General features: G+C 71.9%; 16 protein-coding genes. 9 read left to right on the top strand and 7 right to left on the bottom strand.

All coding sequences use genetic code 11. From position 1 onward, the window contains the following. Positions 1 to 115: 115 nt before the first annotated feature. Positions 116 to 1,084, bottom strand: a complete 969-nt coding sequence (locus ACGFZQ_RS33145; RefSeq protein ID WP_393843417.1) for an SCO0930 family lipoprotein — start codon at positions 1,082 to 1,084, stop codon at positions 116 to 118. Between the two features lie 457 nt (positions 1,085 to 1,541). Here ACGFZQ_RS33145 and ACGFZQ_RS33140 point away from each other — a divergent pair, with 457 nt between their 5' ends. The 4 genes from ACGFZQ_RS33140 (at position 1,542) to ACGFZQ_RS33125 (ending at position 3,854) form a co-directional block, all read left to right on the top strand. Continuing rightward, entirely contained in the window at positions 1,542 to 1,706 is a 165-nt protein-coding gene (locus ACGFZQ_RS33140) for a hypothetical protein (RefSeq protein WP_393843416.1), read from the top strand. 145 nt (positions 1,707 to 1,851) lie between these two features. Beyond that, positions 1,852 to 1,980 carry a hypothetical protein gene (locus ACGFZQ_RS33135; protein ID WP_351744158.1) on the top strand — a complete coding sequence of 43 codons (129 nt, stop codon included), beginning with the start codon at positions 1,852 to 1,854 and terminating at the stop codon, positions 1,978 to 1,980. 31 nt (positions 1,981 to 2,011) lie between these two features. Next, positions 2,012 to 2,776, top strand: a complete 765-nt coding sequence (locus ACGFZQ_RS33130) for a DUF4239 domain-containing protein (protein ID WP_351744161.1) — start codon at positions 2,012 to 2,014, stop codon at positions 2,774 to 2,776. A gap of 229 nt (positions 2,777 to 3,005) precedes the next feature. After that, complete coding sequence (locus tag ACGFZQ_RS33125) at positions 3,006 to 3,854, top strand: hypothetical protein (protein ID WP_393843415.1); 849 nt, start codon at positions 3,006 to 3,008, stop codon at positions 3,852 to 3,854. Between the two features lie 81 nt (positions 3,855 to 3,935). On the opposite strand, the gene ACGFZQ_RS33120 is transcribed toward ACGFZQ_RS33125, so the two are convergent. Then, entirely contained in the window at positions 3,936 to 4,874 is a 939-nt protein-coding gene (locus ACGFZQ_RS33120; RefSeq protein ID WP_393843414.1) for a hypothetical protein, read from the bottom strand. A gap of 351 nt (positions 4,875 to 5,225) precedes the next feature. On the opposite strand from ACGFZQ_RS33120, the gene ACGFZQ_RS33115 reads away from it, so the two are divergent. Then, positions 5,226 to 5,900, top strand: a complete 675-nt coding sequence (locus tag ACGFZQ_RS33115) for a class F sortase (protein ID WP_393843413.1) — start codon at positions 5,226 to 5,228, stop codon at positions 5,898 to 5,900. Between the two features lie 55 nt (positions 5,901 to 5,955). Here the strand turns inward: ACGFZQ_RS33115 and ACGFZQ_RS33110 are convergent, their stop codons facing one another. Beyond that, the gene (locus ACGFZQ_RS33110) at positions 5,956 to 6,789 is read right to left on the bottom strand and encodes a polysaccharide deacetylase family protein (protein ID WP_393843412.1); all 834 of its coding nucleotides are present in this window, start codon (positions 6,787 to 6,789) and stop codon (positions 5,956 to 5,958) included. A 150-nt stretch (positions 6,790 to 6,939) separates the two neighbouring features. Continuing rightward, positions 6,940 to 10,212: a bifunctional lysylphosphatidylglycerol synthetase/lysine--tRNA ligase LysX gene (gene lysX / locus ACGFZQ_RS33105; protein WP_393843411.1), complete on the bottom strand. Its 3,273-nt coding sequence runs from the start codon at positions 10,210 to 10,212 to the stop codon at positions 6,940 to 6,942. Between the two features lie 126 nt (positions 10,213 to 10,338). Between lysX and ACGFZQ_RS33100 the strand changes: the two genes are divergently transcribed. Then, a complete protein-coding gene (locus ACGFZQ_RS33100; protein WP_382531891.1) occupies positions 10,339 to 10,794 on the top strand; it encodes a universal stress protein in 456 nt (151 codons plus the stop codon). Here ACGFZQ_RS33100 and ACGFZQ_RS33095 read toward each other — a convergent pair. Then, entirely contained in the window at positions 10,730 to 11,986 is a 1,257-nt protein-coding gene (locus ACGFZQ_RS33095; RefSeq protein WP_393843410.1) for an MFS transporter, read from the bottom strand. The two genes, ACGFZQ_RS33100 and ACGFZQ_RS33095, sit on opposite strands and share 65 nt — an antisense overlap. Before the next feature lie 102 nt (positions 11,987 to 12,088). Between ACGFZQ_RS33095 and ACGFZQ_RS33090 the strand changes: the two genes are divergently transcribed. Further along, complete coding sequence (locus tag ACGFZQ_RS33090) at positions 12,089 to 13,039, top strand: LysR family transcriptional regulator (protein ID WP_393843409.1); 951 nt, start codon at positions 12,089 to 12,091, stop codon at positions 13,037 to 13,039. 60 nt (positions 13,040 to 13,099) lie between these two features. Further along, on the top strand, positions 13,100 to 14,512 hold the full coding sequence (locus ACGFZQ_RS33085) for an amino acid permease (RefSeq protein WP_393843408.1): 1,413 nt from the start codon (positions 13,100 to 13,102) through the stop codon (positions 14,510 to 14,512). On the opposite strand, the gene ACGFZQ_RS33080 is transcribed toward ACGFZQ_RS33085, so the two are convergent. Next, a complete protein-coding gene (locus ACGFZQ_RS33080; protein ID WP_393843407.1) occupies positions 14,509 to 15,324 on the bottom strand; it encodes an alpha/beta fold hydrolase in 816 nt (271 codons plus the stop codon). The two genes, ACGFZQ_RS33085 and ACGFZQ_RS33080, sit on opposite strands and share 4 nt — an antisense overlap. 98 nt (positions 15,325 to 15,422) lie before the next feature. On the opposite strand from ACGFZQ_RS33080, the gene ACGFZQ_RS33075 reads away from it, so the two are divergent. Further along, positions 15,423 to 15,896: a MarR family winged helix-turn-helix transcriptional regulator gene (locus ACGFZQ_RS33075; RefSeq protein WP_393843406.1), complete on the top strand. Its 474-nt coding sequence runs from the start codon at positions 15,423 to 15,425 to the stop codon at positions 15,894 to 15,896. A 6-nt stretch (positions 15,897 to 15,902) separates the two neighbouring features. On the opposite strand, the gene ACGFZQ_RS33070 is transcribed toward ACGFZQ_RS33075, so the two are convergent. Continuing rightward, positions 15,903 to 17,075, bottom strand: a complete 1,173-nt coding sequence (locus ACGFZQ_RS33070) for a CapA family protein (RefSeq protein ID WP_393843405.1) — start codon at positions 17,073 to 17,075, stop codon at positions 15,903 to 15,905. Between the last annotated feature and the right edge of the window lie 113 nt (positions 17,076 to 17,188).

Raw genomic sequence — 17,188 nt, 5'->3', positions numbered from 1 at the left:
CGGTCGTGCGCCGTTGTGTCGTCGTCCGGGACTCTCGCTGACCTCTGCCCTCCCTTCCGCGATGCGCGAATGTGGACTTGGGCGGGGCGATCAACCCTGGGGAGGTGATCCCTTACTAGCTCGGCGCGCCGACCAGCTTTCCTTCGGGCGAGACGGCGTACCAAGTGCCGCCCACGCCCTGACCGTTGGTGTCTCCGGCCTTCGCGTCGCCGGAGAAGGTGTAGATGGGCCAGCAGTTGACCGTCTGCTGCTTCGCGCCGTTGTCGGGCCGGGTGAAGCCCATCAGGCCCTTCTTCACGATGCCCTTGGTGTCACTGGAGGCGACCTCCGCGACGGCCGGCCACTTCACGAGGCAGTCACCGGTGCAGTTCGAGACGACCTTGGGCCACGCCTTGTCCTTGATGAAGCGGTAGACCGTCATGCCGTTCTTGTCGACGACGATGTCACCGAGCTTGGCGTCCTTGCGAACGGACAGGCCGGGCAGGTCGGCCAGGGTGGCCTTCTTGCCGTCGGGGGCCAGCGCGAACCACTTGCCGCCCACGCCCTGGCCGTTCACGTCACCGGCGTTGACGTCCTTGGCATAGCGGTACACCGGCCAGCCGCCGACGGTCAGCTGCTTGGTGCCGTCGGTGCGGGTGACCTCGCCGAGCAGCGCCTTGTCGATGCCCGCACCGGCCGAGGCGTCGTCGGCTGGCACCGGCGGCCAGGTGGTGGCGCAGTCACCGTCGCAGTTCGACTTGGGGGGATTGGCGGTGTCCGCGTCGAAACGGTAGAGGGTGAGGCCACTGCCGTCGGTCAGCACCTTGCCCAGATCGGGGTTGCTGGCAACGGTCAGCTTGCCCGCGGGGGCGACCGCGGCCGGAGAGCTGGAAGCCTGACTGCCGTCCGCGCCGTAGCCGTTGCCCGCACCGGTGGAGGGACTGGTCACACTGCCCACGCTGCCGACACCGGCCGGGGCCGTGGCACCCACGTTCTGGGCCGCCGAGGACGGGGTGGTCACATTGTCCTGACCGCATCCCGTCGTCAAGGCAAGCACGCCTGCGGCCGTGGCCACCAGAGAGGCGCTCCTCCAGGAGGTCTTCATCTTCAACTCCCCATACATCGCCTGGATATTGCAGCGCCTGTGTTCCGCCGCACGACACCAGGTACGGACGCCGGGGGCCGAAGTGTTCAACGGCCGCACAAATTTCTTTCCGGACACTGTGCCGCCGGTGCCCGCCCCGCACGGACGTACGCTTCGAGCCAATCGACGGGCCGTGTGATTCAAACCGGTTTACGCCATCCGTCCCCCGTTCGGACCAATCCCTCCGCACTCCGGCGTGCGACGGCACGCGACGCCTCATGATCTCGGTCGTGCATGCACCCGAAGCGACCCGACTCGCGCCCGTCCCGAGGGTGTTGGCTCTGCTGACACTCACCTGGACCCTGGTGGGCTGCCCGGTCGGCACGGCGTCGGCCGACGCCTGCGCCTACGCCTCGACGGGCCCCGACGGCGTTCAAGCGGTGGCCGTCGCCGGCGGCTCCTGGCCCACTCCCCCGCCGTGCCCGCCTCCCACACCGCCGCCCTGCCCCACGCCGACACCCACGCCCACCCCTACTCCGACGCCCACACCGCCTCCGAAACCGACCCCCACCCCCAAGCCCACGCCCAAGCCGACGCCGAAACCCACTCCGAAGCCACCGCGCCCCACCCCGCCGGCCCCTGAGCCACCGCCGCCACCGCCGCCACCCCGGCGGGCGCCGGCTCCGAAGCCCGCGCCCACCCCGCCACCGGCTCCCCAGCCCAAGCCGAGGCCGACGCCCACCCCGACCCCGTCGCCGAAGCCCACCCCGCGGCCCTCACCGACCCCGGTGACCTATCCGCCGTACCACATCCAGTCGACCGGCACGGCGGCCCCGAACCGCACCTCTCCGGTCACCTACGTCCTGCTCATCGCCGTACCCGCCATCGTCGCCATCGCCGCGTTCCGCGCGCGCTGACGGCCGGCCCGCTGATTTCTGGAGGCTTCCGTTGCCGGATTGGCTTGTTCTCGTCCTCGCGATGCTCGCGGCCTGTGCCGTGGTGGTCATCATCACCCTCGTCCGGCACAAGAGGGCGGCGGAGGACGAGGATCCCTCCGAGACGCCGGACGTCATCGAGTACATGACCATGTGGATCGGCGTCATCTACGCCATCGTCCTCGGTCTGGCGGTGGCCGGGGTGTGGGAGGCCCGCAGCGCCGCCCAGGACCATGTGCAGGCGGAGGCGCAGGCGCTGCACGAGATCTATGAACGGGTGCGGGTCTATCCGCCCGACGCCCGCGACCGGATCCGTGCGGACGTCGAGGCCTACGCCCAGCAGGTCGTCGGCAAGGAGTGGAAGGAGATGGCCGACCACGGCCGTCTCACCCCGCGCGGCGCGGATCTGCTCGCGAAGATCCGTCAGGACGTCACCGACTACGAGCCGAAGACCGACTTCCAGGCACAGGCCTACCAGCCGCTGGTGGACCAGGTGGCCGCTCTCGACCAGTCGCGCAGCGCCCGGGCCGACGCGACCGGGGCGACCATGCCGAACGTGGTGTGGTTCGGGCTGCTGACCGGAGCCGCGGTCACCATCGGCATGGTCTTCGCGCTGCAGATCAGGCGCACCCGGCGCGAGCTGATCCTGGCCGGGCTGTTCTCCGCGACCATCGCCTTCATGCTGTTCCTGATCTGGGACTTCGACGAACCGTACAGTCGGGGCATCACAGCGACGGCGCAGCCCTTCCTGAACCTCTTCCCGCACATCAGGGGTTAGGGGTCCCGGACCGCCGGAGGCCATCCGTGGGGACATCCCGCCGCGCCACGCCGCGAGTGTCCCCCGGGTGCCGTATCCGCATCCCCCGGTCGGCCCACCCGCCTCACCCGTTCGCGCTACTGCGTTCGCGCGCGTGTGCGGATGTTCCTAGCGTTCCGATCATCGAGGTGCATTTCCGGCGCGAGCGGAAAAGGTCCGCGGACAGCTCCTCGGGACCGGAGGAACCACCATGCACGCAATACGCCTCGCTCCGGCCGCACTGTTCGGCGTCGGCGCCCTCGTCCTCGGCGCTCCGGCCGCCCTCACGAACTACGCGGGCGACGGGGGCCGGGACAGCGGTCAGCGTGCCTCCTTCGGCGTCCACGTCACACCGTCCACCGTCTCGGCCGGCGGCCGGGTCAGCCTGCAGCTGAACCGTGACGACGGCTGCCGGGGGGCCGCGACGGTCAGCTCGGACGTGTTCGACACGGTCCGGATCCCGGAGGGACGGGACTCGGTGGCGGCCACGGTCCACCGCGACGCGCGAACACAGGCCTCGTACCGGGTGACGTTCGACTGTGACGGGACCAGGGGGTCGACCGAACTCAGCATCGCGGGCAGCCGGTCGGAGGAACACGGCGACGGCGGCACGGACACCCGCGCGGACGGCCAGTCCGAGGGGCGTACCGACAACCAGTCCGAGGGGCGTACCGACGGACACACCGACGGCCAGTCCGACAGCCGCACCGACGAGCACGCCGACGCCCAGTCCGGCAGCCACACCGACGCGCACGCCGACGCCCAGTCCGGCAGCCACACCGACGCGCAGTCCGACGACAGCACCGACGAGCGCACGGACGGCCGTACCGACGGTGGTGCCGACGGCGGTGCCGACGGGCAGTCGGACAGCCGTACCGACGGGCGTGAGGAACTCAACCCGCAGCCGCTCCCGCCCGATCGCGGTGTCCGGGCCGGTGCGGGCGGCAGCGTGGGCGGGTTCGATCCGAAGGAGATCGGCCTCGGCGCCGCGCTCGTCGTGGCCTCGGTCGGCACGGCCTACCGCATCGCGCGCCGGCGTCCCGACGAGGGCGGTGCCTGATCACCCCCCGGCCCTCCGCCCGACCGTGCGGAGCTTCGCCCCGGTCCTGCGCGGGGCCAGGGCGAAGACGGTCCGCACGGGTCAGAGCCGCTTCTCGTGCCGGCGGCGCAGCCAGAACCCGCAGCCGGCGAGCACGGCCGCGCCCACCAGCCCACCGCCGATCGCCATGTCGGCCGGGGTGGCCCCGCTGGAGACGCTGCCGCCGAGGCCGCCCCTGACCCCGCCGAGCACAAAGAACGCGGAGGGCCGGGTCAGGGTCCGCCCGTCACAGCGGACCGTCAGGTCGTAAGGGCCGGGGCGCGCGTCCCGGTCGATGGTGGCGACTCCGCGCGCCATGTCGCCGCCGAACGGGAACAGCGAGGCCGTCCCGAAGGCGCGGGAGCTCATGGAGCCCCTGCGGCAGCCGTTGACGGTGACGGTGAGGCGGGCGCCGCTGGTGATCGCCCTGGGCTGGGCGAGGATGTTGCGCACCCCGAAGCCCCGGCCGCCGAACCCGTCACCACCGTTCCCGCCGCCGAACCCGTCGTCACCATTACCGCCGCCGAACCCGTCGTCACCATTACCGCCGCCGAAGCCGTCGTCACCGCGCCCGCCGAAGCCGTCGCCTCCCCGCCCTCCGAATTCGTCCCCGCCCCGCCCGCCAAAGCCGTTGCCGCCCCGCCCTCCGTCCCCGCCCCGCCCTCCGAATCTGTCCCCGCCCCGCCCGCCGAAGCCGTCCCCGCCCCGCCCGCCGAAGCCGTCCCCGCCTCGACCGCCGAACCCGCCGACGCCGTATCCGGGAACGACGACCCCGGGCACCGCCGCGATGCCAGGGGCGACCCCGACGCCGGGCGCGACACCGACGCCGGTTCCGGGGGCGACGCCGGTCCCGGGGGCGACGCCCGTCCCGCCGACGATCGGGGCTTGGGTGTTGGCCGGGCCGCCGCCGTTGCCCAGGCCGTCCGCGACGGCCATGGGGGCGGCGGCTCCAAGCACGGCGACCACCGTGCACGCTGCCGCGAGGGCACGTGAGTTTCGCATCTCTTCCTCCGCGGAAGGCGCCCCGGGAACCGTCCCCGGTAGATCGGCGAGAAAGCACCTCCCGAATAGACCCTCAGATGCCTTGAACACGCCCGCATTTCGAGAATGGTCCGTCCTGGTGAGGGGACACGCCGAGCGAAAAGCACACAATCGGATATTGCCGCAGGTCACGGACCGTCAGAAAAATCCTGGGAACGGCAACTCGGATGGCGCACCGGAATGGGCGCGGGCCACCCGTTCGCCCGTTGCCCCGTCGCCGCTCGCGCGCGCGGGACTTAGCGTTTTCCCATGGCGCGCTACGGACATGCGCGCCACGGACATCGCGGCGGCCGCGTCGAGAGGGGATGGCGAATGTCTGCGTCCGAACTTTCCGAGCTGGCCGAAGAGGAGGAGCGGCGGCGCAAGCGTGCCCCCTGGGGTGTGATAGCGCTTGTTCTGCTGACCGGTCTGGCGCTCATCCGCAATGGTTCGGGGGAGTTCGACGTCGGTCCGCCGCAGCCGGCCTCGGCCGCCGCCCCGGACAGCCGTAGCACGGTCCCGGACACCTTCGCCACCGAGCCCGCCTCACTGCCGTACTCGGCGGCGGGCCGGATCAGGGTCCCCGCGATCCGGGTCGACGCGCCCGTGATGCCGGTGGGTCTGGACGCGGACGGCTGGGTCGCGGCACCTCCGCCCGACGACCCCAATCTGGCCGGCTGGTTCACCGGTGGCGTCTCGCCCGGCGAAAAGGGCACGTCCGTGATCGTCGGCCATGTCGACAACACGAAGGGCCCGGCGGTGTTCTACGGTCTCGGTTCCCTGAAGAAGGGAAACCGGATCGAGATCGAGCGCACCGACAAAAGGACCGCGGTGTTCGAGATCTACGGCATCGAGGTCTTCGCCAAGGCCGATTTCCCCGGCGACCGGGTCTACGGCTCCAAGGGCACACCGGAACTGCGGGTCATCACCTGCGGCGGCGGCTTCTCGAAGCAGAACGGTTACGACGGGAACGTGGTGGTCTTCGCCCGCCTGATCGAGGCCCGCTGAGGCGGACCCGGCCGGGCGGGCCAAGGCCCGTTCGCGTCAGCGGGCCGGATCCGGTTCAGGTCCGGCGGCGCGGCACGGTCAGGTGGTAGCCGTTGTCCAGGAGATAGGGCAGATACTCGCGCAGGGCCCGGACGCTCTGCGAGCGGTCGCCCCCGGCGTCGTGGGAGAGGACCACGACGCCGGGGGCGGCGCCCTTCTCGATCGTGTCGACGATGGTGCGGGTGCCCGGGGTCGTCCAGTCGGTGCTGTCGACGGTCCAGGCCATGGGTTCCATGCCCAGCTCGGCGCCGAGTTGGAAGGCCGCGCGGTTCCATGCGCCGTAGGGGGCGCGGAACCACTGGGGGCGTTCGCCGTAGGTGTCCTCGATGGCGTCACTGGTGCTCTCCATCTCGTCGCGGATCTCACGGCGCTTCATGGTGGTCAGCAGCGGATGCGTCCAGGTGTGGTTGCCCACGACATGGCCCTCGGCGGCCATCCGCGCCACCAGCTCCCGGTTCTGGACGATGCACTCCCCGCACAGGAAGAACATCGCGCGCACGTCGTACTGGGCGAGGGTGTCCAGGATGTGCGGGGTGTAGGCCGGGTTGGGTCCGTCGTCGAAGGTGAGCATCATGCGCCGGCCGCTTCCGGAGATCCGCATGATGGGTTGCTTGCGGACCTTGAGCTTGCGCGGCCCGGTCGGCGGCGGGCCGTATCCGGTGAGCGGCTGGAGCCGGAAGGCGGAGGACTTGAGCGCCTGGCGGACCGGCGGTCCGGCGGCCGGGGCGACGGTGCCCGCGGCCTCCTCGCCGTCGCTCGCCAGCACGATGCCCGTGGTGCCCGCGGCGCCCAGAGCTGCGGCGCCGGCGAGCAGCAGCCGGCGTCGGGTGAACAACTGATCCTTCTGCATGACTCATCAGTCGCCCGGCCGGGCTTGGGCGCACCACTTAGACACCGGTGCGGCGGCGCGAAAACACCCGCACGGACCAGCGCGGGGAGGTCTCGGAAAGAAACGGTCAAGTGCCCCTGGCCGACGGCGTGTCCCGGAGCCGGGGAGGCCTCAGCGGCGGCGGACCAGCGGGAAGGGCAGCGTCTCGCGGATCGTCAGGCCGGTGAGGAACATGACCAGCCGGTCGACGCCGATGCCGAGTCCGCCGGTGGGCGGCATCGCGTATTCGAGGGCGTCCAGGAAGTCCTCGTCGAGTTCCATCGCCTCGGGGTCCCCGCCGGCGGCGAGCAGCGACTGGGCGGTCAGCCGGCGGCGCTGTTCGACGGGGTCGGTCAGTTCGGAGTAGGCGGTGCCGAGTTCGGTGCCGAAGGCGACCAGGTCCCAGCGTTCGGCGAGCCGCGGGTCGGTGCGGTGCTGCCGGGTGAGCGGGGAGACGTCGGTCGGGAAGTCCTTGTAGAAGGTGGGCAGCCGGGTCCGCCCCTCCACAAGCCGTTCGTACATCTCCAGGACGACGTCCGCGGGCCCGTCGTCGGCGGTGTACGGCACCCCGGTCCGGTCGCAGTGCCGGTGCAGCCGCAGCAGCTCGGTGCCGGGGCCGATCTCCTCCCCCAGCGCCTCGGAGATCGCCCCGTACACGGTCTTGACCGGCCAGGCGCCCGCGATGTCGTACTCCCGCCCGTCCTTGCGGGCCACCGGGGAGCCGAAGGCGGCGGTCGCGGCGCCCTGGATCAGTTCGCGGGCCAGGTCGAGCATCACATCGTAGTCGGCGTACGCCTGGTAGGCCTCCAGCATGGTGAACTCGGGGTTGTGCTTGTAGGAGACGCCCTCGTTGCGGAAGGTGCGGCCGAGTTCGAAGACCTTCTCCATCCCGCCGACGCAGAGCCGTTTCAGATACAGCTCCGGGGCGATGCGCAGATAGAGGTCGAGGTCGTAGGCGTTGATGTGGGTGGTGAAGGGGCGGGCGTTGGCGCCGCCGTGGATCTGCTGGAGCATCGGGGTCTCGACCTCCAGGTAGCCGCGGTCGAGGAGGCCCTGGCGCAGCGCCTGTACGGCGGTGGAGCGGGCGCGCACCACGGCACGGGCGGCGGGGCCGGTGGCGAGGTCGAGGTAGCGGCGGCGGATCTTGGCCTCGGGGTCGGCGAGGCCTCGGTACTTGTCGGGCAGGGGCCGCAGGCACTTGGCGGTGAGCTGCCAGTCGGTGACGAAGACGGTGGGCTCGCCCTTGTCACTGAGGCCGGCCCGGCCGGTGGCGGTGATCTGGTCGCCGATGTCGGTGTCGGCGGTGAAGCGGGCCAGGGCGGGACCCGACCGGTCCCGGGTGAGGGCGAGTTGGCGGTCGCCGGACCAGTCGCGCAGCGTCACGAAGACGATGCCGCCGAAGTCCCGGACCAGCATGATCCGCCCGGCCACGGTGACCGTCTCGCCGTCGCGGATGTCGGCGAGGGCGCGGGTGGGGCGTACGGTCGCCGCCGGGTAGGGGTCGACGCCCGCCGCGCGGAGCCGGTCCAGCTTGCCGCGCCGGACGCGGAACTGGTCCGGCAGGCCGGGCCCGGGGGCGCCGGACCCGGCCTCGTCCCCTCCGTCGAGACCGGGCACCGGCGAAGACCGCTGCGCCTGGACGGGCCGCGGTCCGGTCTTCGGGTGCCCCTTTCCCCAGAGTTTGCGCAAGGAAGGTACGGAGACGAATCCTTCGGCGATTCCGGAGGCGAGGCCGATACGGGCGAGGGAGCCGGCCTCGCCGTAGCAGAGGAAGCGCGGGTACCACTCGGGGCGGTACTTGGCGTTGGAGCGGTACAGGGCCTCCAGCTGCCACCAGCGGGAGAAGAAGAGCAGCAGCCGGCGCCACAGGCGCAGCACCGGTCCGGCGCCGATGCGGGCGCCCTCCTCGAAGACCGAGCGGAAGACGGCGAAGTTCAACGAGATGCGGCGGACGCCCAGTTTGGGGGCGGCCGCGCACAGGTCGGCGACCATGAACTCCATGACCCCGTTGGGGGCGGCGCGGTCACGGCGCATCAGGTCGAGGGAGACGCCCTCGCCGCCCCAGGGCACGAAGGAGAGCAGGGCGAGCAGTCGGCCGTCTTCGGCGAGGGCCTCGACGAGCAGGCAGTCGCCGTCGGCGGGGTCGCCGAGCCGGTCCAGGGCCATGGAGAAGCCGCGCTCGGTCTCGGTGTCGCGCCAGGCGTCGGCCTTGTCGACGACCTCCTCCATCTCGGCCTCGGTGAGGGTGGCGTGGCGCCGGACGCGGGTGGTGGCGCCGGAGCGCCGGACCCGGTTGACGGCCTGCCGGGTGACCCGCATCTCGCGGCCGCCGAGGTCGAAGCCGGCGACGTGCAGGATCGCCTCGTCGCCGAGTTGCAGGGCGCCGAGCCCGGCGCGGACGTAGGCCTTGGCGCCGCCCTCGGAGGCGCCCATCACCGCGGGCACCCAGGCGTGCCGGCGGGCCACGTCCAGCCAGGCGGCGACGGCGTGCGGCCAGGCCTCCGGGTCGCCGACGGGGTCGCCGCTGGCCAGGCAGACGCCGGCCTCGACGCGGTAGGTGACGGCGGCCTTGCCGCTGGGCGAGAAGACCACGGCCTTGTCGCGCCGGGTGGCGAAGTAGCCGAGGGAGTCGCGGTCGCCGTAGGCCTTGAGGAGGGCGCGGACACGGGTCTCGTCGTCGCCGTGCAGGGCGGCTTCCAGGCGCTGTGAACGGAACAGGGTGGCGGCGGCGTTGAGCAGGGCGAGGGCGCCGAGGAGTCCGAGCAGGAAGGCGACGAAGCGGGGTGGGCGGCCCCCGTAGCTGCCGCCGTCGACCAGGCCGCCGCAGACCCGGTCGGCCGCCCAGGCCAGGTGCTGGCCGTGCGGGAGCGAGCCGGGGAAGAGCGAGACCAGGCCCCAGCCGGCCAGGATCGCCACGACCAGGCCGACGACTAGGACGGCGAGGGCGCGGCGTACGGCGGCGCGGCGGGAGGCGGCGTAGAACTCGCGTCTCGCCACGATCAGCAGGGCCAGGGCGAGTCCGCACACCAGCAGTGAGCTGAAGGAGTACCAGTCGAAGCCGAAGGCGACCGTCAGGATGTCCGCCAGCACCAGGAGGCCGAGGTAGATCACCACCAGCCACCAGGCGACCTTCTTGCGGGCGGCGGTGGCACCGCCGAGCAGGAACAGGAAGACGGCGTAGGCCAGGTTGGGGCTGACGGGCACCACGACGGCGTTGAGGAAGTGCACGACCGGGCGGAGCAGCGTGCGCAGCGGGGCGATGAAGGAGAGCAGGGCGCACAGCAGGGCGAGAGCGCCGAAGAAACTCCCGAAGGCCTCCGGCACCCAGGTCAGCCGCCCACCGCCGGACGGGCGCGGCGGCCCCGCGGTCTCCTTCCCCGGGGCGGGCTGCACGGCGGCACTCATGCTCCGACTGTAGGAAGCGCCGGGCCACCTCGCCCGTCGAGCGGCCTGCGGCCAAGTGGGCGCCCCGTTTGCCCGGCGAGGAGCCCCGGCAGCCATGGGACCTGCGATTTCCGATAGCCTCGGGACGTGGCGGAACAACACCAGTTCGAGCGGGGCACGGACGGCCCCAAGGTCATCGTGGTCGGTGTGGACGGCTCGGACTCCTCGTGGCGCGCGGCCTCCTACGCCGGTGGGCTGGCCCGGCGGCAGCACGCGCTGCTCGCCGTCGTGTACGTGCAGCCGGTCCTGGCGGCCGGGGCGGCGCTCGGGGCACCGGTTGCGGAGACGACCGACGAGATCGCGGAGGACCTGGTCGCCCAGGTCAGGGACGCGGCCGAGCGCCTCAAGGGGATATTCGAGGTGCGCTGGGAGTTCCACACCTTCCGCGGCGACGCCTACAGCGGGCTGGTGAAGGCGGCCGACGAACTGAAGGCGGACGCGGTGGTGGTGGGCGCCTCCGAGCAGGCCGGCCACCGGTTCATCGGCTCGGTGGCGATCCGTCTGGTGAAGGCGGGACGGTGGCCGGTGACGGTGGTGCCGTAGCCGCCTTCCGGGGCTCCCTGAGGAGCAGGACCGGGGTCGCGAGGAGCAGCACACCGGCCACGGCGATCGCGGTGCGGGGGCCGGTGAGGCTCGCCAGCAGGCCCCAGAGCGCGGTGAGCGCCGCGGTGGTGGCCTTGCCGGTGATCGACCAGGCGGACAGGGTGCGGGCGACCCGGTCGTTCGGGGTGCATTCCAGGCGGCGGGTGGCGTACACCGGGCTGTAGACGGCCGAGCAGGTGATCACCCCGAACTCCAGGACCATCACCAGCAGCAGACCGGACAGCCCGGGCCGGACGAAGGCCAGCCCGAGGGGCCAGAGGGTGCGCAGGGTGGCCGCGCCGCGCAGCACCCGCCATTGCCCGTGCCGGGCGGCCAGCGGGCGGGCCAGCCGGGAACCGAGGAGACCGCCCAGGCAGGGCGCGGCGAAGGCGAGGCCGTACTGCCAGGGGGCGAAGCCGAGTGGGCCGAGCATGAGGACGGCCAGCGGGGGTACGGCGACCATGATCAGGGCGTTGGCCGCGAGGTTGTTGAAGAACAGTGGCCGCAGCTCCGGGCTGCCGAGGATGTGCCGCCACCCGTCGAGGAGGTCGGTGGCGCGCAGGCGGTCCGTGCCGGTGCGCCCGGGCCTCGGCTCGCCGCCGCCGACGGCCCGGATGCCGAGCGCCGACAGCAGAAAGCTGACGGCGTTCGCCACGACCGTGGCCACCGGGCCGAACACGCCGATCGCGGCGCCGCCGAGCGGCGGTCCGAGGACCAGGGCGGTCCAGTTCGAGGACTCGAACCGGGCGTTCGCGGTGAGCAGCCGGTCGGCGGGGACGAGGCTCTTCAGGAAGGCGCCGGAGGCCGCGTTGAAGGTGATGTCGGCCGCCGCGACGAGCACCGACACCAGCAGCAGCTGGCCGAGGCCGAGCCCGCCGAGCGCGTAGGCGGCGGGAATGGTCAGCAGCGCGGCGCACCGGACCAGGTCCATCGCCATCATCACCGGCCGCTTGCGCCGGAACTCCACCCACGGCCCGAGCGGCACGGCCGCCACCGCGCCCACGGCGGGCCCGGTCGCGGCGAGCAGCGCCACCTGGGCGGAGTCGGCGTGCAGCGCGATGACCGCGATCACCGAGAACGCGTCGAAGGCGAGATAGGTGCCGACGGCACTCACCGAGTACGCGGCCCACAGCCACCCGAACCGCCGCCCCATGCACAACCTCCCGTTGACCCGGGACATGAAAACGTGCAGGTGACCGCCGAATCAAACAACTCACGGGGGGTCTGCCACAACCAGCGGTTGTACGGTGTGGGTGTGGATCTCAGAGCCGTACGCACCTTCGTCGCCGTCGCCGACTCGGGGCAGTTCCAGGAGGCCGCCGCCATGCTGGCGGTCACCCAGCAGGCCGTCTCCAAACGGATCGCGGCGCTGGAGAAGGAGCTGGGGGTGCGGCTGTTCAGCCGTACCCCCCGGGGCGCCGACCTGACCGTGGACGGCCGGACCTTCCTGCCGCACGCCCGCGAGCTGCTGCTCGCCGAGGAGCGCGCGACCGCCTCCGTACGGTCCGGGCGGCGTCCCCTGCGGGTCGACGTGGTGGGCGCGCGGCTCGCCCCGGCGGCGCTGCTGCGCGGCTTCCACGAGGCGCACCCGGAGACCGCCCTGGACGTCGTCACGCTCTTCGACGTGGACTCGGCGCTCACCGCCCTGCGCTCCGGTGCGATCGACGCGTCCTTCCGGGCCGTCGCCATGCCCGGCCGCCCGCTGCCCAGGGGCGTCGAGGCGGCCCGGGTGTACGACGAGCCGGTCCAGCTGCTCACCGGCCCGGGGCACGCCCTGGCCGGCCGTCGCGCGGTCTCGCCCGGGGAGCTGGCCGGGCACCGGATCTGGATGCCGGGCATCGTGGAGGGCACCGAGTGGGCCGCCTACTACGCCTCGCTCGCCGCCGAGTTCGGCCTCACCATCGACTCCTCGGGCCCCAACTTCAGCGGGGCGGTGCAGGACGCGGTGGCCGCCTCCGACACCCTGGCGACGCTGGTCAGCGAGGGGACCCGGCTGGTCTGGCCGGAGGGCCACGACCTGCGTCGCATCCCGCTGCTAGACCCGGCCCCCGTCTACCCGCACTCCCTGGTGTGGACCGCCGCCAACCCGCACCCGGCGCTGGCCGCCCTGCGCGCCCATCTCGCCGGCACCCGGCCGCCCCGCCCCGCGACCCGGAGCTGGGTGCCCGGCTGGGCCGAGAGCGTGCGTGGCGTCTTCCGTACGTGACGCCCCTGAGCCATCATGATCCGCCGTCAGCCGTTCGCGATCGGCGAAGAGGTGAGGCACATGGCCAAGCTCCGTATGGGTGAAGGAATTCTCCGTCGCAAACCCATCGAACACATCGAGGAGACCGAGGTCGGCCAGGGGCCCCAGCTCGACAGATCGCTCGGGCTGTGGCAGCTGACCGCGATCGGGGTGGGCGGCATCATCGGCGCGGGCATCTTCACCCTCGCCGGCACGGTCGCCAACGGCACGGCCGGGCCCGCCGTGCTGATCTCCTTCCTCATCGCCGGGCTGGCGAGCGCCTGCGCCGCGCTGTCGTACGCCGAGTTCGCCGGGATGATCCCGAAGGCGGGTTCGGCGTACACGTACGGCTATGCGGTGCTCGGCGAGTTCGCGGGCTGGTTCATCGGCTGGGACCTGCTCCTCGAGTACACGGCGATCGTGGCGGTGGTCGCGATCGGCATCTCCGGGTACTTCGGCTTCCTGGTCGAGGAGATGGGCGCGGAGCTGCCGCGGTGGATGCTGGGCGCGCCCGGCACCGGGGCCGGCCACCGGGTCGACCTGTTCGCCGCCGTGCTCTGCCTGCTGATCGCCTACCTGCTCAACCTCGGCATCCGCAGCGCGGCCCGGTTCGAGACGGTCGTGGTGGTGCTCAAGGTGCTGGTGGTGCTGCTGGTGATCGGCGTCGGGGTGTTCCACATCAACTCGGCGAACTACCACCCCTTCTTCCCGTTCGGCGTCAGCGGGGCGTTCACGGGTGCGGCGACGGTGTTCTTCGCGGTCTTCGGCTACGACGCGATGTCCACGGCGGCCGAGGAGTCGAAGGACGCGCAGCGGCACATGCCGAAGGCGATCATCTACTCGCTGGCGATCTCCATGGTGCTGTACGTGGCGGCCTGTCTGGTCCTGACCGGCATGCAGAACTACAAGGACATCGACCCGGAGAGCGGCTTCTCGACGGCGTTCAAGTCGGTGGGGCTGAGCGCGCTCGCGGACGTGATCGCGGTGGGCGCGATCATCGGCATCCTCACGGTGATGTTCACCTTCATGCTGGGCGTGACCCGTGTGTGGTTCAGCATGTCCCGGGACGGGCTGCTGCCCTCCTGGTTCGCGAAGACGCACCCGACGCGGCACGTGCCGACCCGGGTGACCTGGATCGTCGGTATGGCCTCGGCCCTCCTCGCCGGGTTCGTGCCGATCGGCGAGGCGGCCGAACTCACCAACATCGGCATCCTGCTGGCGTTCGTGGTGGTGTGCGTGGCGGTGATCGTGCTGCGCTACCGGCAGCCGGATCTGCCGCGTGCCTTCCGCACCCCGTGGATGCCGTTCGTGCCGGCGCTGGGTGTCGTCTTCTCGGTGTGGCTGATCACGTTCCTGGCGTGGCAGACCTGGGTGCGGTTCGCGGTCTGGTTCGTGATCGGGTGCGTGATCTACTTCGGCTACTCGTACAAGAGGTCCCGGCTGGCCGGGCGTTAGAGCGCGCGCAGGAAGCCGAGCAGGAGGTCGTCGAAGACGTCCGGGCGCTCCAGGTTCGGGTAGTGGTCGGCGCCTTCGACGATCTCGGCGCGGCCGTCGGGGACCTCGCGGGCCAGGCGTTCGGCTGCGGCGAGCAGATCGGCGGGCTCCAGGCCGCCGTTGATCGTGAGGACCGGGACGTCGATCTTCGGGACCCTGGGCCAGGAGTCGGTCACCCGCACATGCCAGTCCGTCTCGCCGGGCATGTGCTTGGAGAGGGTGTGGCGGGCCATCTCCCCGAGCCGGCGCGGGATCTCCGGGTCGAGGGCGTCGAGGTCGCGGTGTGCGCCCGCGGCGACCCGCAGGAAGGCGTCGAGCCAGCCCTCGATGTCGCCGGCGCCCAGGGTGCGGGCGTACTCGGCCTGGAGTTCCCGGTGCCAGGGATCCGTGTACCGGAAGTCGCCGGTGACGGCTCCGCAGGTGACCACCGCACGGACCAGCCCGGGGTGTTCCAGCACGGTGTCGGTGGCGATCACCCCGCCCATCGACACGCCGACCAGGACGGCGGGCCCGACGTCGAGGTGGCGCAGCAGTTCGGCGAGGTCGTCGGCCCAGCGGAAGGGCTTGCTCGCGTTGGCGGAGGCGCCGTGACCGCGGACGTCGGGGGCGATCACCCGGTACTCGGCGGCGAGGGCCGGGATCTGGCCGGCCCAGAAGCGGTGGTCGACGTATCCGGCGTGGAGCAGCACCACCGGGTCGCCGGAGCCGGTGTCGAGGTAGGCGAGGTCGCCGTCGGAGGACGGGAAGAAGCGGACGTCCGCAGCACCATTCATGACAACCAAGGTGTCATCATCGGGGAGTTTTGACAACTGGGTTGTCATGATGATTTTGACACCCGAGGTGTCACCACGGCCCGGTGCATGATGGCCGGGTGAACGACATCGACAAGCCCCTCGCCCCCGACGAGCTGGGTGAGCGCATCACCGAGGTGTACGACCTCATCGGCCCGCTCTACCGGCGCGCCTTCCGCAAGATCGAGCTGGGCGAGCAGATCGAGGGGGCCTCCGTCGGCGTGCGCTCCGTGCTGGACCTGCTGCTCCGGTTCGGGCCGATGACGGTGCCCCAGATGGGCCGGATCATGGCGCTGAGCCGGCAGTTCGTGCAGCGCACGGTGAACGACGCGGTGGCCCACGGCTGGGCCGAGGTCACCCCCAACCCGGCGCACCAGCGCTCCTCCCTGATCCGGCTCACGGACGAGGGCCGGACCACGATCACCGCGATCCTCGCCCGCGAACACGCGGTGAACCGGCAGGTCGGCGGCGGTCTGACCGACGCCGAGATCACCGCGTGCGTGAAGGTGCTCAAGGAGCTGCTGCGGACGTTCGACCACGTCGACGTGGAGTGACCGCCGCTACTCCCCCATCACCAGCCCGTCCTTGGCGGCCCCGCGGCCGAGCACGACGTCCCGGATGCCGTCGCGCACGGAGGTGAAGTCGGCGCCCTGGTCGATGGCCGCGTTGAGGTCGACGACCCGGCCGGCGTCGAGGTCGTACAGCTGGGGGATGAACTCGGCCTTGGCCACCTCCCAGCGGCCGCCGGGACGGGTGGGCGGGGTGAAGGTGAAGCGGGCGAGGGTGGACTGGTTGCCGCGCGGGTCCTGGTGGCCCTGGCTGTTGTTCAGCTCGCCGGCGATCTGGTCGCCGAGGCTGTAGACGACCCAGGTGCCGTTGACCTTCTCGTACGCCTGCGGGATGTGGGCGTGGGTGCCGAGGATCAGGTCGATGTCGGGGCGGCCGCCGGTCCGGGCGGCGGTGAGTTGCTTGGCGAGGGTGAGCTGCTGCTGGTCGGGGGCGTCCTGGCCGTCGGTGCCCCAGTGCACGGAGAGGACGACCACGTCGGCGCCGGCCTGCCGGGCGGCGCGGGCGTCGGCGAGGATGCGGTTCTCGTCGAGGAGGTTGACCGCCCAGGGCTGTCCCGGCGGCAGGGTGTTCCCGTTGACGTCGAAGGTGTAGGAGAGGTGGGCGACTCTGGTGCGGCCCGCGTTGAGCAGGGTGACCGCGGCCACCTCGGCCTGGGTGCGGGCGGTGCCGGCGTGCCGCAGGCCCGTCCGGTCCAGGTCGGTGAGGGTGCGCTGGATCCCGTCGGCGCCGCCGTCGAGGGCGCGGTCGGAGGCGGTGGAGCAGCTGTCGTACCCGACGGCGGCGAGGCCCTCGGCAAGCTGCGGCGGGGAGGTGACACCGGCAGAGCCGGACTCCGCGTTCTCCCCGTTCTCCGCGTCGGTCACGGTCGCCAGGTGACAGAGCGCCAGATCGGCGTGGGAGACCACGGGTTCGACGCCGGCCAGCATCGGGCGGAAGTCGTGGCCGTTGCCGCCCGCGTCGAGGTTCGCGTGGTCCAGCGCGGACTTCTGCGGCATGACGTCACCCGAGGCGACGAGGGTGAAGCCGCCACCGGGAGCGGGCACGGCGGGCGCCGGCTGGCCGGGCGGGGCGGCGTTCTCCTGCCGTACGTGGTTCTGGCAGGCGGCTGCGGTGGCGAGGAGGGCGGTCAGGGCCAGGGCCACCTGGCGTCTGCGATTGATCATCAGGAGCACCCCAGAGTCGCAAGCCTTGTCCGATTTACAGATCAATGGGTACGAAGCCGAGCCGGGTCGCAAACAACTCAGGCGCCCCGATTGACCCATCCGGGTCGGGTAAG

Origin of the sequence: Streptomyces sp. NPDC048254 (genome assembly GCF_043201895.1) — a bacterium.
In the GTDB taxonomy this organism is placed as follows: Bacteria; Actinomycetota; Actinomycetes; order Streptomycetales; family Streptomycetaceae; genus Streptomyces.
The sequence above is the reverse complement of the archived record's forward strand: the minus strand, read 5'-3'. Positions and strand labels throughout refer to the sequence as shown.

Bases quoted from the DNA above. Each gene is read 5' to 3' on its own strand.
- ACGFZQ_RS33085 (WP_393843408.1), top strand. From the start codon at position 13,100: ATGGCCAAGCTCCGTATGGGTGAAGGAATTCTCCGTCGCAAACCCATC.
- ACGFZQ_RS33115 (WP_393843413.1), top strand. From the start codon at position 5,226: ATGTCTGCGTCCGAACTTTCCGAGCTGGCCGAAGAGGAGGAGCGGCGG.
- ACGFZQ_RS33120 (WP_393843414.1), bottom strand. From the start codon at position 4,874: ATGCGAAACTCACGTGCCCTCGCGGCAGCGTGCACGGTGGTCGCCGTG.
- ACGFZQ_RS33110 (WP_393843412.1), bottom strand. From the start codon at position 6,789: ATGCAGAAGGATCAGTTGTTCACCCGACGCCGGCTGCTGCTCGCCGGC.
- lysX (WP_393843411.1), bottom strand. From the start codon at position 10,212: ATGAGTGCCGCCGTGCAGCCCGCCCCGGGGAAGGAGACCGCGGGGCCG.
- ACGFZQ_RS33070 (WP_393843405.1), bottom strand. From the start codon at position 17,075: ATGATCAATCGCAGACGCCAGGTGGCCCTGGCCCTGACCGCCCTCCTC.
- ACGFZQ_RS33125 (WP_393843415.1), top strand. From the start codon at position 3,006: ATGCACGCAATACGCCTCGCTCCGGCCGCACTGTTCGGCGTCGGCGCC.
- ACGFZQ_RS33145 (WP_393843417.1), bottom strand. From the start codon at position 1,084: ATGAAGACCTCCTGGAGGAGCGCCTCTCTGGTGGCCACGGCCGCAGGC.
- ACGFZQ_RS33080 (WP_393843407.1), bottom strand. From the start codon at position 15,324: ATGAATGGTGCTGCGGACGTCCGCTTCTTCCCGTCCTCCGACGGCGAC.
- ACGFZQ_RS33095 (WP_393843410.1), bottom strand. From the start codon at position 11,986: ATGGGGCGGCGGTTCGGGTGGCTGTGGGCCGCGTACTCGGTGAGTGCC.